The sequence below is a fragment of the Pseudomonas sp. MT3 genome (assembly GCF_054720805.1).
Genome location: NZ_JBTVPY010000022.1, coordinates 18407 through 32816 on the forward strand (window position 1 = coordinate 18407; position 14410 = coordinate 32816).

Here is a 14410-nt window from a genome sequence, read left to right on the forward strand (position 1 = left end):
TGATCGTCGCCCTGCGTCCTCACTGCCGCCTATGCTCGGGGCACACCTTCCTCTCCATCGAACAACAAGCAATGAGGTTTCCCATGCGTGAAGTGGTGATCGTCGACAGCGTCCGTACCGGCCTGGCCAAGTCCTTCCGTGGCAAATTCAACATGACCCGTCCGGACGACATGGTCGCCCATTGCATCGACGCGCTGCTGGCGCGCAACAACCTCGACCCGCTGCTGGTGGACGACTGCGTGGTCGGCGCCGGCTCCAACGAAGGCGCCCAGGGCCACAACATCGGTCGCAACGCCGCGGTGCTGTCGAAGCTGGGCATCCAGGTCGCCGGCATGACCCTCAACCGTTACTGCTCCTCCGGCCTGCAGGCCATCGCCATCGCCGCCAACCAGATCGCCTCCGGTTGCAGCGACATCCTGGTGGCCGGCGGCGTCGAGTCGATCACCATGACGGCGGGCAAGCAGAACCGCGACAACTTCGTGAACCCGCGCCTGGAGGCCGAGTTCCCCGGCATCTACTACCCGATGGGCCAGACCGCCGAGATCGTCGCCCGCCGCTACAACGTCACCCGCGAGCAGCAGGACCTGTACTCGCTGCAGAGCCAGCAGCGCACCGCCCGCGCCCAGGCCGAGGGCCTGTTCAACGATGAAATCGTGCCGATGAGCGTGAAGTACCTGGTAGAAGACAAGGCCACCGGCGAGAAGAAGGTGCTCGACGGCGTGGTCGACCGTGATGACTGCAACCGCCCGGATACCACCCTCGAAGGTCTGAAGGCCCTCAAGCCGGTGTTCGCCGAGGACGGCTCGGTCACCGCCGGCAACGCCTCGCAACTCTCCGACGGCGCCTCCATGACCCTGGTGATGAGCCTGGAAAAGGCCCTGGAGCTGGGCCTGAAACCCAGGGCCTTCTTCCGTGGCTTCACCGTCGCCGGCTGCGAACCGGACGAGATGGGCATCGGCCCGGTGTTCTCGGTGCCCAAGCTGCTCAAGGCCAAGGGCCTCTCGGTCGCCGACATCGACCTCTGGGAGCTCAACGAAGCCTTCGCCTCCCAGTGCCTCTACGCCCGCGACCGCCTGGGCATCGACAACGAGAAGTACAACGTCAATGGCGGCTCCATCTCCATCGGCCACCCCTTCGGCATGACCGGCTCGCGCCAGGTCGGCCACCTGGTGCGCGAACTGCAGCGCCGCAACCTGCGCTACGGCATCGTCACCATGTGCGTGGGCGGTGGCATGGGCGCCACGGGACTGTTCGAAGCGGTGCGCTGAACCCCCTCCGATACCGCGTTCCACCGGCTCGCTCCACGCAAGCGGGCCGTCGCGACGAAAAAGCCCCCGGCACGAGTGCCGGGGGCTTTTTCATTCCGGGTGTGGGACTCTGCGCTGCCGGCCATCCGCTGGCCGGGCGCCTGGCATCGTCGGACAACCCTTTGCGCCGGGCAGGCGCGCGCAGGCTCGCTAACGGCGCTTCCCCAAGACAAAGATCCCGGGAGTCTCCGTTGCGTTCGACCGTTCAGCGCGCCAGGCGGGCGTACAGGCCAGACGCCAGCTTCATGCGGGCGATGTACTTCGCCACCTCGCGTTCGGCATCGAAGCGGGTGAAGTACGGTCCCTCCAGCGTCCCTTCCCGGGTGGAGAAGAAATACTGGCCATTGACCGAACTGATCCGGTCGCTGCGGTAGTGGGTTGCCGATTGGATATCGCCGGACCGTTGGCCAACCATGAAGTGACCTCCCGTACATAAGGATCAATTACCTAGGAGTGTATGCGGCGGGCCCAGGCGCCACCGGGCTTTCGACGAACGGCAGGGTTTCGCTCCAGGGGGGCAACAGGCCGGCGGGGGAGGATTCGAACGGCGTTGACTATGCTGAAGTGCCGGCGGCGAATACCGCCCGGACAGGGTCGTAAGAATGATTTTTGGTTATAAGAAAATCAAAATATATTCTTTTTAATGAAAAAAGACCTTGTGCATAGTTGACCTCAACACGAACAAGGAGAGACCCATGAGCTTGCGACTTGGCGATATCGCCCCCGACTTCGAACAGGAATCCAGTGAAGGCCGCATCCGTTTCCATGAATGGCTGGGCGGCAGCTGGGGCGTGCTGTTCTCCCACCCTGCCGACTTCACCCCGGTGTGCACCACCGAGCTTGGCCTGACCGCCAAGCTGAAAGACCAGTTCGCCGAACGTGGCGTCAAGGTGATCGCCCTCTCGGTCGACCCGGTGGACTCCCACGTGAAGTGGATCGATGACATCAACGAAACCCAGAACACCGTGGTCAATTTCCCGATCATCGCCGACGCGGATCGCAAAGTGTCGGAGCTGTACGACCTGATCCACCCGAACGCCAACGACACCCTGACCGTGCGCTCGCTGTTCGTCATCGACCCGAACAAGAAGGTGCGCCTGACCATCACCTACCCGGCGAGCACCGGGCGCAACTTCAACGAGATCCTGCGGGTGATCGACTCGCTGCAGTTGACCGACAACCACAAGGTGGCCACGCCGGGGAACTGGCAGGACGGCGACGAGGTGGTGATCGTGCCCTCGCTCAAGGACGAGGATGAGATCAAGCAGCGCTTCCCCAAAGGCTACCGCGCCGTCAGGCCCTACCTGCGCCTGACCCCGCAACCCAACAAGTGATGCGTCGGCGCGTCGCCGACCCCTCCATGCGTTGAACCTCGAGCTGGGCAATAGGGCCGGTCCGCCGGCCCACTTTTTTATCGTTCTCGCGCGGGCCACGCCGCGCTTTTTTCTTCCGCTCGTACGTCATCTGCCCTGGCTGGCCCGCCAAACGGGGAGAAGATGTCAGTCCGCACGCCAAGGGGAACGGCCCTGGGCCATTCCACCCGGCAGCGTTGCATTGACCGAACTGCATCAGCCCCTCATCCCGCCCTCTCCCGTTGCGGAAGAGGGGCCCTTGTAGGAGCGAGCTTGCTCGCGAACCGCCTGATGCCGGGGCTGCCAGCCAGCATTCGTGAGCAGGTTCGCTCCTACAGATAAAACTAAATTGTCTAACTAAATGAATAAATAACATTTATTGGAATATGTGGCGGGCTGTTAAGTTATATGCATATTAGTTGGCGTATCGATGATTATATCGCCAAGATAGTTATAAGGAATTGTGCAAATGTATGTGGTCACCCTTGCCGGCAGCCCCAGCCAGCGTTCCCGTTCCGCTGTCCTGCTGGACATCGCGCGGCACTGGCTGCATGAGCGTGGCACGGAAGTACGTTCCTACGCGGTGCGCGACTTCCCGGCCGAGGACCTGCTGCATGCGCGCTTCGACAGCCCGCGCGTGGTCGAGCTGATCGAGCAGGTGTCCCGCGCCGATGGCCTGGTGATCGCAACGCCGGTGTACAAGGCGTCCATCGCCGGCGCGCTGAAGGTCCTGCTGGACCTGCTGCCGGAGCGGGCGCTGGCGCACAAGGTGGTGCTGCCCCTGGCCACCGGCGGCAGCACCGCCCACATGCTGGCGGTGGATTACGCGCTCAAGCCGGTTCTGGCCGCGCTCAAGGCCCAGGAGACCCTGTACGGCGTGTTTGCCGAGGACAACCAGGTGCAGTACCCGGACGGCAGCGCCCCGGCGCGTCTCGCCCCGGCCTTGCTGCATCGCCTGCTGGACTCCCTGGAACAGTTCCACGGCGCCCTGGCGCGCCGCCCGAAGCCCATCGATCCGAATCTGCTCAACGAACGGCTGATCAACGCCCGCTGGAGCATCTGACCGACAACACCAACGCAGGCGAACGCCAAGCCCCAACCCGGCAGGCGCCCACCGCGTCAAAAAAACCAAGGCCCTCACCGTCCCGATAACGGGAGCGCAGGTCCGGCAAGCACACTCGACGAAGGAGCACCCCCCATGCGGACCCTCACGTTGCGTAGTGGACTGGCGGCCCTGCTGATCGCAGCCCTGTCCTACAACGCCCAGGCAGATGAACCTCTGCGTATCGGCTACCAGAAATACGGCACCCTGGTGCTGCTCAAGGCCCGCGGCACGCTGGAAAAGCGCCTGGCCGAGCAGGGCGTCAAGGTGCAATGGACCGAGTTCCCCGGCGGCCCGCAGCTGCTGGAGGGCCTGAACGTCGGCAGCATCGACTTCGGCGTCACCGGCGAAACCCCGCCGGTGTTCGCCCAGGCCGCTGGCGCCGATCTGGTCTACGTCGCCCACGAACCGCCGGCGCCGACCAGCGAAGCGATCCTGCTGCCCAAGGATTCGCCGATCCAGTCCGTCGCCGAACTCAAGGGCAAGAAGGTCGCCCTGAACAAGGGCTCCAACGTGCACTACCTGCTGGTGCGCGCCCTGGAGAAGGCCGGCCTGAAATACACCGATATCCAGCCCGTCTACCTGCCGCCGGCCGACGCCCGCGCCGCCTTCGAGCGCGGCAGCGTGGATGCCTGGGTGATCTGGGATCCGTACCAGGCCGCCGCCGAGCAGCAGCTCTCCGCGCGCACTCTGGTCGATGGCTCCGGCCTGGTGGACAACCACCAGTTCTACCTCGCCACCCGTCCCTACGCGAACCAGCACCCGCAGGTGCTCACCACCCTGATCGACGAAGTGCGCTCGGTGGGCGAGTGGTCGCAGCAGAACCCGCAGCAGGTGACCGACCAGGTCGCGCCGCTGCTCGGCCTGCCGGCGGACATCACCCTGACTGCGGTGAAACGCCAGGGCTACGGCGCCCAGCCGATCACCCCGCAAGTCACCGCCGCGCAACAGAAAATCGCCGACACCTTCACCCAACTGAAGCTGATCCCCAAGGCGCTGAGCATCAAGGATGTGGTGTGGACGGCTCCGGCCAAGGTCGCCACCGCCCAGTGATCCCCCTGTAGGAGCGAGCTCGCGAACCCGCCCGGCTCCAGAGCCACCGGGGAATCCGTTCGCGAGCAAGCTCGCTCCTACGAAGAGCAACACACACACCAATCCCATCATCGCGCGGCCACGCCGCGCCGGCGCGCTTATCTGGAGTTATTGCGATGAGTCTCAACATCTTCTGGTTCCTTCCCACCCACGGCGACGGCCACTACCTGGGCACCGCCGAAGGCGCCCGTGCCGTGGACCACGGCTACCTGCAGCAGGTCGCCCAGGCCGCCGACCGCCTCGGCTTCGGCGGCGTGCTGATCCCCACCGGCCGCTCCTGCGAGGACTCCTGGCTGGTCGCCGCCTCGCTGATCCCGGTGACCCAGCGCCTGAAGTTCCTGGTCGCGCTGCGCCCGGGCATCATTTCCCCGACCGTGGCCGCCCGCCAGGCCGCGACCCTCGACCGGCTCTCCGGCGGGCGCGCGCTGTTCAACCTGGTGACTGGCGGTGATCCGGACGAGCTGGCCGGTGACGGCCTGCACCTGAGCCACGCTGAGCGCTACGAAGCCTCGGTGGAGTTCACCCGCATCTGGCGCCGCGTGCTGGAAGGCGAGACAGTCGACTACGACGGCAAGCACCTGCAGGTGAAGGGCGCCAAGCTGCTCTATCCGCCGATCCAGCAGCCGCGTCCGCCGCTGTATTTCGGTGGCTCTTCCGATGCCGCCCAGGACCTCGCCGCCGAGCAGGTCGAGCTGTACCTGACCTGGGGCGAGCCGCCGGCCGCCGTCGCCGAGAAGATCGCCCAGGTCCGCGAGAAGGCCGCGAAACAGGGCCGCAGCGTGCGCTTCGGTATCCGCCTGCATGTGATCGTCCGCGAGACCAACGAGGAAGCCTGGCAGGCCGCCGACCGCCTGATCTCCCATCTGGACGACGACACCATCGCCCGCGCCCAGGCTTCGCTGGCGCGCTTCGACTCCGTCGGCCAGCAACGCATGGCCGCGCTGCACGGCGGCAACAGGGACAACCTGGAAGTCAGCCCCAACCTCTGGGCCGGTGTCGGCCTGGTGCGTGGCGGCGCCGGCACCGCGCTGGTGGGCGATGGCCCGACCGTGGCGGCCCGTGTGAAGGAATACGCGGAGCTGGGTATCGATACCTTCGTCTTCTCCGGCTACCCGCACCTGGAAGAATCCTACCGGGTCGCCGAACTGCTCTTCCCGCACCTGGACCTCGCCCGTCCACAGCAACCGCAGGCGCGCGGCTACGTCAGCCCGTTCGGCGAAATGGTGGCCAACGACATCCTGCCCAAGGCGGCGGCGAGCTGACATGTAGGAGCGGGGTTCGCGAGCAAGCTCGCTCCTACGGGGGGCGGCCTTGCCTTGTAGGAGCGAGCTTGCTCGCGAACAGACCTCGCAGCGGAACGAAGACAGTTGCTCCTGCGAAGGAATCGAGCAATGGTAAACAAACATGTGAATACATTCGCCCAGCGCCTTGCGCCCTGGGCCCTGCCGGTGGGCCTCGTGCTCATCTGGCAGTTGGCGGTGGAGTTCGGCTGGCTGTCCAGCCGCATCCTGCCCGCGCCCAGCGCGGTGGCCGCAGCCGGCTACCACCTGGTGGTCAGCGGCGAGCTCTGGCAACACCTGGCGATCAGCACCTGGCGTGCCGCCGTCGGCTTCGTCATCGGCGGTGTCATCGGTCTCGCCCTGGGTCTGGTCACCGGCCTGTCGAAGTGGGGCGAGCGCTTCCTCGACAGCTCGGTGCAGATGATCCGCAACGTGCCGCACCTGGCGCTGATCCCGCTGGTGATCCTGTGGTTCGGCATCGACGAGTCGGCGAAGATCTTCCTGGTCGCCCTCGGCACCCTGTTCCCCATCTACCTGAACACCTACCACGGCATCCGCAACATCGACCCGGGCCTGCTGGAAATGGCGCGCAGCTACGGCCTGTCCGGCTTCGGCCTGTTCCGCCAGGTGATCCTGCCCGGCGCGCTGCCGTCGATCCTGGTCGGCGTGCGCTTCGCCCTGGGCTTCATGTGGCTGACCCTGATCGTCGCCGAGACCATCTCCGCCAACGCCGGCATCGGCTACCTGGCGATGAATGCCCGGGAGTTCCTGCAAACCGACGTGGTGGTACTGGCGATCCTGCTCTACGCCGTGCTCGGCAAGCTCGCCGACCTTGCCGCCCGTGGCCTGGAACGCATCTGGCTGCGCTGGCACCCGGCCTACCAGGCCAAGGCAGGTGCCGCATGAATGCCCTGAATCCCTTGCCGCAACAGCTCAAGCCGGGCATCCCCCTGGCGGTGGAGGGCGTGGCCAAGCGCTTCGGCGAGCGCGAGGTGCTCAAAGGCATCGACCTGCGCATTCCCGCCGGCCAGTTCGTCGCCATCGTCGGCCGCAGCGGCTGCGGCAAGAGCACCCTGCTGCGCCTGCTGGCCGGGCTCGACGACGCCAGCGAAGGCCGGCTGCTGGCTGGCTCGGCGCCGCTGGAAAGCGCCCGCGAGGGCACGCGCCTGATGTTCCAGGACTCGCGCCTGCTGCCGTGGAAGCGGGTGATCGACAACGTTGGCCTGGGCCTCGACGGCGACTGGCGCGGCCAGGCGCTGGAAGCGCTGGAGGCAGTCGGCCTGGCCGACCGCGCCAACGAGTGGCCGGCGGGTTTGTCCGGTGGACAGAAACAGCGCGTGGCCCTGGCTCGCGCCCTGATCCACCGGCCGCGCCTGCTGCTGCTCGACGAACCGCTCGGTGCGCTGGATGCCCTGACCCGTATCGAGATGCAGCAGTTGATCGAACGCCTCTGGCAGCAACATGGATTCACCGTGCTGCTGGTGACCCACGACGTCAGCGAGGCGGTGGCCATCGCCGACCGGGTGATCCTCATCGAGGACGGCGAGATCGGCCTGGATCTCGACGTCGACCTGCACCGGCCCCGCGCCCGTGGCTCGGCGCGCCTGGCCGCACTGGAAGCCGAAGTGCTCGAGCGCGTGCTGTCGCTGCCGGCCCAGCCGCCCGAGCCGGAACCCGTATCCCCACTGCCCACGCAATTGCGCTGGGCGCTTTGAACCCACAGTGAAATCCCTATTCTCCCAAGGAGCTACGCCATGACCATCAAAGCCATCAACGTCCGCAACCAGTTCAAAGGCACCATCAAGGAAATCGTCGAAGGCGATGTGCTGTCGGAAATCGACGTGCAGACCGCCGCCGGCATCGTCACCTCGGTGATCACCACCCGTTCCGTACGCGAACTGGAACTCACCATCGGCAGCGAGGTGATCGCCTTCGTGAAATCCACCGAGGTGTCCATCGCCAAGCTGTGAGTGCGGCGCTGGAAGAGAGCGGGCAGTCCTGAGACGGGCTGCCCGTTCTTGCTTTGCGTAGGAGCGAGCTTGCTCGCGAACCGCCCGGCACCGAATGGCCTGGAACTCTGTTCGCGAGCAAGCTCGCTCCTACAATGGGGGCGGCTACTCCACACTCGGCGTGTGTAGGAGCGGACTCCGTCCGCGATCGATTTCCGGCAGCTCCGAGCTGGCTGGTGGCACATCGCGGACGGAGTCCGCTCCTACCAATACCCCACCTTCATACGACTAGAGCAATTACTCTACTTGCCTTAGACTCCGGCTCAAACCAACAAGAGAAAGGAGTCCCGCATGTCCCTGAGTCCCTCTGCCTTCGCCCTGCTCGGCCTGGTCGCCTGGAGCGTGCTGCTGATCCTGCTGCTGGTCAACCAGCGCGGGCTGCTGGTGATGTCCGGCCGCATGAAGGTCAACGCCTTCGCTGCCGATGGCAGCAATACCCCCGGCGCCTTCGGCCAGCGCCTGGTGCGGGCCCACGCCAACTGCGTGGAGAATGTGCCGCTGTTCGCCGCAGTGCTGCTCTACGCGATGGCCACCGGCCAGACCCTGCTGACCGATCCCCTGGCCCCGATCCTGCTGGCCGCGCGCATCGCGCAGTCGGCGGTGCACCTGATCAGCACCTCGGCGCTGGCGGTGTGGCTTCGTTTCGCCGCCTTCTTCGTCCAGTTGCTGATCCTGATCTGGTGGCTGCTGCGCCTGGCCAGCCTGGTCTAGGGGCGACTCGCACCTGCCGCCGGACGACCGGAACAGTTGCGTGGCGCAACTGTTCCTATGGCGTGATACCGCCATGACTTAGCATGGCGAACCGTACATCCGTCGAGGCTCCCATGCACGTTTCATCCGGCCGCTGGCAATTCGGCCTGTTTCTTGCCCTGATCACCGCCGTGCTCTGGGGCATCCTGCCGATCAAGCTCAAGGAAGTCCTGAAGGTCATGGACCCGGTCACCGTGACCTGGTTTCGCCTGGTGGTCTCCGGTGGCGTGCTGCTCGTCTACCTGACGCTGACCCGCCAGTTGCCGGCATTTCGCCCCATCGGCCGGCGCGGTGCGGGGCTGGTGCTGGCGGCCATTCTCGGACTGACCGGCAACTACGTGTTCTACCTGATCGGCCTGCGCATGCTCACGCCGGGGACCACGCAACTGGTGATCCAGATCGCACCGATCCTCCTGCTGCTGGGCAGTCTGCTGGTGTTCAAGGAGAGCTTCAGCGTCGGCCAGGGCCTCGGGCTGGCGGTGCTGCTGACCGGCTTCGGGCTGTTCTTCAACCAGCGCCTGGCGGAACTGTTCGGCTCGCTGGGCGACTACACCACCGGCGTGCTGATCGTGGTGTTCGCCGCGTTCGTCTGGACCGCCTACGGCCTGGCGCAGAAGCAGTTGCTGACGCAGTGGACGTCGGTGCAGGTGATGATGGTGATCTACCTCGGCTGCGCCGCGCTGCTCACGCCCTGGGCGTATCCGCTGGAGGCGTTGCAACTGAGCCCGTTGCAGGGCTGGCTGCTGCTGGCCTGTTGCCTGAACACCCTGGTCGCCTATGGCGCCTTTGCCGAGGCGCTGGCGCACTGGGAGGCCTCCCGCGTCAGCGCCACGCTGGCCATCACGCCGCTGGTGACCTTTGCCTCGGTGGCACTGGCCGCTTCGTGGTGGCCCGACTACGTGCACCCGGAAAACCTCAACGGCCTGGCCTACGTCGGCGCGTTGCTGGTGGTGGGCGGCTCGGCGTTGACCGCCCTGGCGCCTTCGCTGCTGCGCAGTTACCGGGCCCGCCGCCAGCGCCTGGCGGATGTCTGAAGCCACTGTGAAAGGGCCGCCGTCGGGGCGGCCTTTTACTGTCTGGCGAATCAGCTTCATTTTTGGCAAATGATATGTATTATCATTTGTGTGATTGGAGATTTGCCGATGCGCCGACGCATCGATCCAGGGGGCGATGTGGTGGTGTGCAGGGTAAGCGGGTGGCTATGGCGGGGAGCGTGCGTCGATGGATGAGCGTTTCTCGCGCTCGGTGTCGCAGGTCTATCGTTCGTTCCACGGCGAACTCCTGCGCTTCCTGCGCCGTCAACTGAACGGCTCGGCCGATGCCGCCGACCTGGCCCAGGATGCCTTCGCCCAATGGCTGAAGTCATCTTCGCGGCATGACGTCGAACAGCCGCGCGCGTTTCTCTTCCAGGTCGCGCGCAATCTCCTGCGCGATCACTGGCGTCGCCAGCACAAGGCCGCGGAGGTCGGCGAACCGGAGCTGGGCGGCGAGGCAGACCTGCGTCCGGCTGCCGAAGGAGGCGAACCGGTGGTTCAGCTCGAGCGGCAGCGCTACCTGCGCCGGCTTTCCGAAGCGCTGGACTCATTGCCGCCGCGTCGCCGCGAGGCGTTCGTCCTGCACAAGTTCGAGGGCCTCTCGCAGCCCGAGGTGGCCCGACGAATGGGGATTTCCCTGAGCATGGTGGAGAAGCATGTCGCCAGTGCCTTGCTGCATTGCAAGCGGCACGTACAAGGGGAGGGCGAGGCATGACGCCGCGACAGGAACGCCAGCGGGTGATCGACGAGCTGGCCGCCAAGTGGTTCAGCCACATGCGTTCGGATGCCTGTGACGCCCGCGAGCGCCAGGCCTTCGCTGACTGGCTGGCGGAAGACCCTGCACATGAATCGGCCTACCGCGAAATCGAGCAGCTGTGGAGTGATCTCGACCAGGTGCACCGGCCCACCATCGCTCCGCGACGCCGTTCCAGTCTGCCCTGGCGCGGATTCGCCGCCGCCAGCGTGTTCTGCGCGGCATTGCTGCTGGCCAACGATTTCAGCGGCGGGCGGCTGGCCGATCCGCAGCAGGTGCAATCCACCGTGCCGGGCGAGCAGCGCGAGGTGACGCTGGTCGATGGCACGCGGGTGTTCCTGGCGGCGGATTCGGCGCTGCGGCTGGACTTCTCCGATAGCTTCCGAGATGTGCAGCTGCTGCGTGGAGAAGCCTATTTCGAAGTGGCTCAGGATGCCGACCGACCCTTCCGCGTGACCGTCGGTGACAGCCGGGTGCGCGTACTCGGTACCGGCTTCGACGTACGTTGCGAGAGCGGCGTGCTGACCGTCGCCGTGCGCCACGGCAAGGTGGCGTTGCAGGCGCAGCGCGATGCGCCGGGTGAGCAGATGCTGACTGCGGGCGACCGCGCCCGGTTGCCGAGCGGGGTAGGGGTGGCACGGGTGGACCGTGTGCCTATCGCCTCCATCGCAGCATGGCGCGACGGCATGCTCGCCTTCCGTAACCAGCCGCTCGGTACGCTGGTGGACGAACTGTCGCAATACCGTGCCGCTCCCATTCGCCTGGGTGACGAGCGCCTCGCGCAGAAACCCGTCTCCGGCAACGTGCGCCTGGCCCGCCCGGACGACTTCCTCTCCGCCCTGCCGGTACTGCTGGACGTGCGCGTGCAACGCAAGGCCGACGGCAGCGCGGTCATCCTGCCGCGCTGACTTTCCCGTTCCTGCGGGTGCTGGCCCATTGCGTAGGGGCAGACTCCCGGCAGCTCTGAGCTGGCCGGTTGCGCATCGCGGACGGAGTCCACTCCTACAAAGAGCTCGAACGGCACAGCTGTGAATCTTTTTTTGAGAAATATTTTTATTTGCAGGTGAGGATTTTTCTCGAATGAGGGTCTTCCCCGTCGTTCGCTGCGAAACACGCAGTGCTTTTCGTCCCTGGGGAGGGTCTTCATGCAGTCTCGTTTCAACTTCCCGTTCGCCCGCCCGCTGGGCTGCGCCGTTCTGCTCGGCAGCCTGATGGTGGCCGAGTACGGCCGCGCCGCCGACTGGCAGATCGACCTGCCGGCGCAATCGCTGAGCGCTTCCATCGGCAGCCTGTCGCATCAGGCCGGCGTGCAGGTGCTGTACGACGCCGCTCAGTTGGAGGGTCAGCAGGCTCCGGCACTGAGAGGGCTCTACAGCGTGCGCGCGGCACTCGAACGGCTGCTCTCGGGCTCCTCGCTGGAACTGGTGGAGGTCGGCGACGGCTTCGTGGTACGTCGCCGCGGCAAGGTGGACAGCTTCAACGACAACGCCATCGAACTGGACTCGCAGACCATCGTCGGTACCGGGCAGTCGGTGGATGCCGCCAGCGTCGGCCGCTCGACCCTGACCCGCAAGGACATCGAGCGTATCCAGGCCGACAACATTCCCAGCCTGCTCGATACGCTACCCGGCGTGAGCATGGGCGGCTCGCCCAAGCCGGGCGGGCAGACCGTCAACATCTGGGGGTTCGGCGACGCCGAAGACGTGCCGTTCACCCTCGACGGCGCGCCCAAGAGCGGCTTCGAGCGCTACCAGCAAGGCACCGTGTTCATCGAGCCGGAACTGATCAAGCGCATCGAGGTGGAGAAGGGCCCGCATTCGGTGTTCAACGGCAACGGTGGTTTCGGCGGCACCGTGCACATGGAGACCAAGGATGCGCCGGACCTGCTGCGGGATGACCAGAACGTCGGCGCTATGCTCAAGTACGGCTACCACTCCAACGACCAGCAGAAGATCTACAGCGGCGCGCTCTACGGCCGCAGCGACGACCACAAGGTCGACGCACTGGTCTACCTCAACGCCCGCGACGGCCGCGACATCAAGCTCGCCGGGCATATCCCCGATCCGAACGGCCAGTACCCGGTCAACCCCAAGCGCCTGCCCAATAGCGCCCAGGACCTCGACGCCGGGCTGTTCAAGCTCAACCTGCACCCCAATGAGAACCACGACCTCGGCCTGTCCTACAGCCGCTCCGAGACCAGCCGCTGGACGCCGTTCTCCTCGGCCAGCTACCCGACGCCGCCGAGCCAGACCAACATCGACAAGTACGGCTACGAAGGCGCGCTCAAGCGCTTCCTCGCCCAGCGCGACACCACCGACACGACCTGGTCCGCCAAGTACAACTTCCACCCCGTCGACAACCCGCTGGTCGACCTGATAGTGAGCTACTCGGAATCCGACGTGGATCAGACCGACGAGCGTGAGAAGGGCGCCTTCGTGCAGATCGCCACTGGCGGCCAGAGGACCCGCACCGAATACCAGGACAAGGTCTTCGAGCTGCGCAACACCAGCCTGTTCGATACCGGTCCGCTGCAGCACGCCGTCACCGTCGGCACCCAGTTGCACCGGCACGACCGCGACAGCCTGATGTACATCCCCGGCAAGACCTACGACAAGCCGAAATACAACTACGGCACCTTCCAGCCGGCCTTCATGCCCAGTGGCCGCCAGGATACCCGGAGCGCCTACGTGCAGGACGCGCTGACCTGGGGCAGGCTGACCGTGACCCCGTCGCTGCGCTTCGACCGAGTACGCAACAACGGCGACCACAACCTCGCGCCGATCTACGACAACCAGGTGCTTGGCCATGACTACCGGGCGCAGACCTACACCGGCTGGTCGCCGCGCCTGTCGCTGTTCTGGACCGCCACCGAGCGTCTGGCCCTGTTCGCCGACTACACCCGAACCTGGCGCGCACCGGTGCTGGACGAGCAGTACGAAGTGCAGGGCCTGGGCAGCATCACCGGCACCAGTCGCGACCTCGATCCGGAGCGCATCCACGCACTGCGCTTCGGCAGCGTGGTCAACCTGCCGGACCTGTTCATCAATGGCGACAACCTGCAGGTTCGCACCACGCTGTTCCAGAACAAGGTCAAGGACGAAATCTTCCGCACCCGCAGCGTGGCCTGCGCGGAACAGTCGGCCAGCAACGGCACGGTCTCCGGTAGTTGCCGCCAGTACATGCCGCTGGGCAACTACCGCAACCTGCCGGGCGTCACCTACCAGGGCTTCGAGATCGAGAGCTTCTACGACAGCCCCTGGCTGTTCGGCGGGCTGTCCTACTCCTGGGTGAGCGGCAAGCACGATGGCGCCTACAGCAACCCGTGGGGCCCGAACGTGTGGGCGCGCGACGTGCCGCCGGCCAAGTGGGTCGCGACCCTGGGCAGCAAGATCCCGGCGTGGGACGCCCAGATCGGCTGGCAGGGCGAGTTCGTGCGCAAGACCGACCGCCTGCCCAGCGACAAGTATTCCGGCGGCATGGGCACCCTGCTCGGCGACCGCTACTGGGACCAGCAGGCCAACGACAGCTACGATACCCAGCGCCTGTTCGCCAGTTGGAAGCCGCGCCGTCTCGGGCTGGAAGACACCGAGCTGAACTTCACCGTCGACAACCTGTTCAACCGCAGCTACCAGCCAGCGCTGTCCGGCGACAGTGTCTACAGCCAGGGCCGCAACGCCAAGCTCAGCATCACCCAGTACTTCTGAACGATGAGCGCAAACGGGCGCCCCGG

At 65.8% G+C, this 14410-nt stretch carries 14 protein-coding genes; 13 read left to right on the forward strand and 1 reads right to left on the reverse strand.

The window, feature by feature from the left end; translation table 11 throughout:
- The first annotated feature begins 83 nt into the window (after nucleotides 1–83).
- The gene (locus tag ACYCAX_RS20565) at nucleotides 84–1268 is read left to right on the forward strand and encodes a thiolase family protein (RefSeq protein WP_460248723.1); all 1185 of its coding nucleotides are present in this window, start codon (nucleotides 84–86) and stop codon (nucleotides 1266–1268) included.
- A gap of 244 nt (nucleotides 1269–1512) precedes the next feature.
- Here ACYCAX_RS20565 and ACYCAX_RS20570 read toward each other — a convergent pair whose 3' ends face one another.
- Nucleotides 1513–1722 carry a DUF6316 family protein gene (locus ACYCAX_RS20570; RefSeq protein ID WP_015476387.1) on the reverse strand — a complete coding sequence of 70 codons (210 nt, stop codon included), beginning with the start codon at nucleotides 1720–1722 and terminating at the stop codon, nucleotides 1513–1515.
- Between the two features lie 280 nt (nucleotides 1723–2002).
- Between ACYCAX_RS20570 and ACYCAX_RS20575 the strand changes: the two genes are divergently transcribed.
- From ACYCAX_RS20575 to ACYCAX_RS20630, 12 genes are all read left to right on the forward strand, one after another.
- Nucleotides 2003–2641, forward strand: coding sequence for a peroxiredoxin (locus ACYCAX_RS20575; protein WP_015476388.1), 639 nt, complete (start codon nucleotides 2003–2005; stop codon nucleotides 2639–2641).
- A gap of 487 nt (nucleotides 2642–3128) precedes the next feature.
- On the forward strand, nucleotides 3129–3722 hold the full coding sequence (gene ssuE / locus ACYCAX_RS20580; protein WP_460248724.1) for an NADPH-dependent FMN reductase: 594 nt from the start codon (nucleotides 3129–3131) through the stop codon (nucleotides 3720–3722).
- Nucleotides 3723–3857: 135 nt separating this feature from the next.
- Nucleotides 3858–4814 carry a sulfonate ABC transporter substrate-binding protein gene (locus ACYCAX_RS20585; RefSeq protein WP_015476390.1) on the forward strand — a complete coding sequence of 319 codons (957 nt, stop codon included), beginning with the start codon at nucleotides 3858–3860 and terminating at the stop codon, nucleotides 4812–4814.
- A 155-nt stretch (nucleotides 4815–4969) separates the two neighbouring features.
- On the forward strand, nucleotides 4970–6115 hold the full coding sequence (gene ssuD / locus ACYCAX_RS20590) for an FMNH2-dependent alkanesulfonate monooxygenase (RefSeq protein WP_294980814.1): 1146 nt from the start codon (nucleotides 4970–4972) through the stop codon (nucleotides 6113–6115).
- Nucleotides 6116–6244: 129 nt separating this feature from the next.
- Nucleotides 6245–7039, forward strand: a complete 795-nt coding sequence (ssuC, locus tag ACYCAX_RS20595; protein WP_460248725.1) for an aliphatic sulfonate ABC transporter permease SsuC — start codon at nucleotides 6245–6247, stop codon at nucleotides 7037–7039.
- Nucleotides 7036–7848 (forward strand): aliphatic sulfonates ABC transporter ATP-binding protein, encoded by an 813-nt coding sequence (gene ssuB, locus ACYCAX_RS20600; protein ID WP_015476393.1) that lies wholly within the window; start codon nucleotides 7036–7038, stop codon nucleotides 7846–7848. Before ssuC ends, ssuB begins: the two co-directional genes overlap by 4 nt.
- Before the next feature lie 39 nt (nucleotides 7849–7887).
- On the forward strand, nucleotides 7888–8103 hold the full coding sequence (locus ACYCAX_RS20605; protein ID WP_015476394.1) for a TOBE domain-containing protein: 216 nt from the start codon (nucleotides 7888–7890) through the stop codon (nucleotides 8101–8103).
- 330 nt (nucleotides 8104–8433) lie between these two features.
- Nucleotides 8434–8853, forward strand: a complete 420-nt coding sequence (locus tag ACYCAX_RS20610) for an MAPEG family protein (RefSeq protein WP_460248726.1) — start codon at nucleotides 8434–8436, stop codon at nucleotides 8851–8853.
- Between the two features lie 113 nt (nucleotides 8854–8966).
- Nucleotides 8967–9926 (forward strand): DMT family transporter, encoded by a 960-nt coding sequence (locus ACYCAX_RS20615; RefSeq protein WP_015476396.1) that lies wholly within the window; start codon nucleotides 8967–8969, stop codon nucleotides 9924–9926.
- A 187-nt stretch (nucleotides 9927–10113) separates the two neighbouring features.
- Nucleotides 10114–10641 (forward strand): RNA polymerase sigma factor, encoded by a 528-nt coding sequence (locus ACYCAX_RS20620; RefSeq protein WP_015476397.1) that lies wholly within the window; start codon nucleotides 10114–10116, stop codon nucleotides 10639–10641.
- A complete protein-coding gene (locus tag ACYCAX_RS20625) occupies nucleotides 10638–11588 on the forward strand; it encodes a FecR family protein (protein ID WP_460248727.1) in 951 nt (316 codons plus the stop codon). Before ACYCAX_RS20620 ends, ACYCAX_RS20625 begins: the two co-directional genes overlap by 4 nt.
- A 237-nt stretch (nucleotides 11589–11825) precedes the next feature.
- Nucleotides 11826–14384, forward strand: a complete 2559-nt coding sequence (locus ACYCAX_RS20630) for a TonB-dependent receptor (protein ID WP_460248728.1) — start codon at nucleotides 11826–11828, stop codon at nucleotides 14382–14384.
- Nucleotides 14385–14410: the final 26 nt, after the last annotated feature.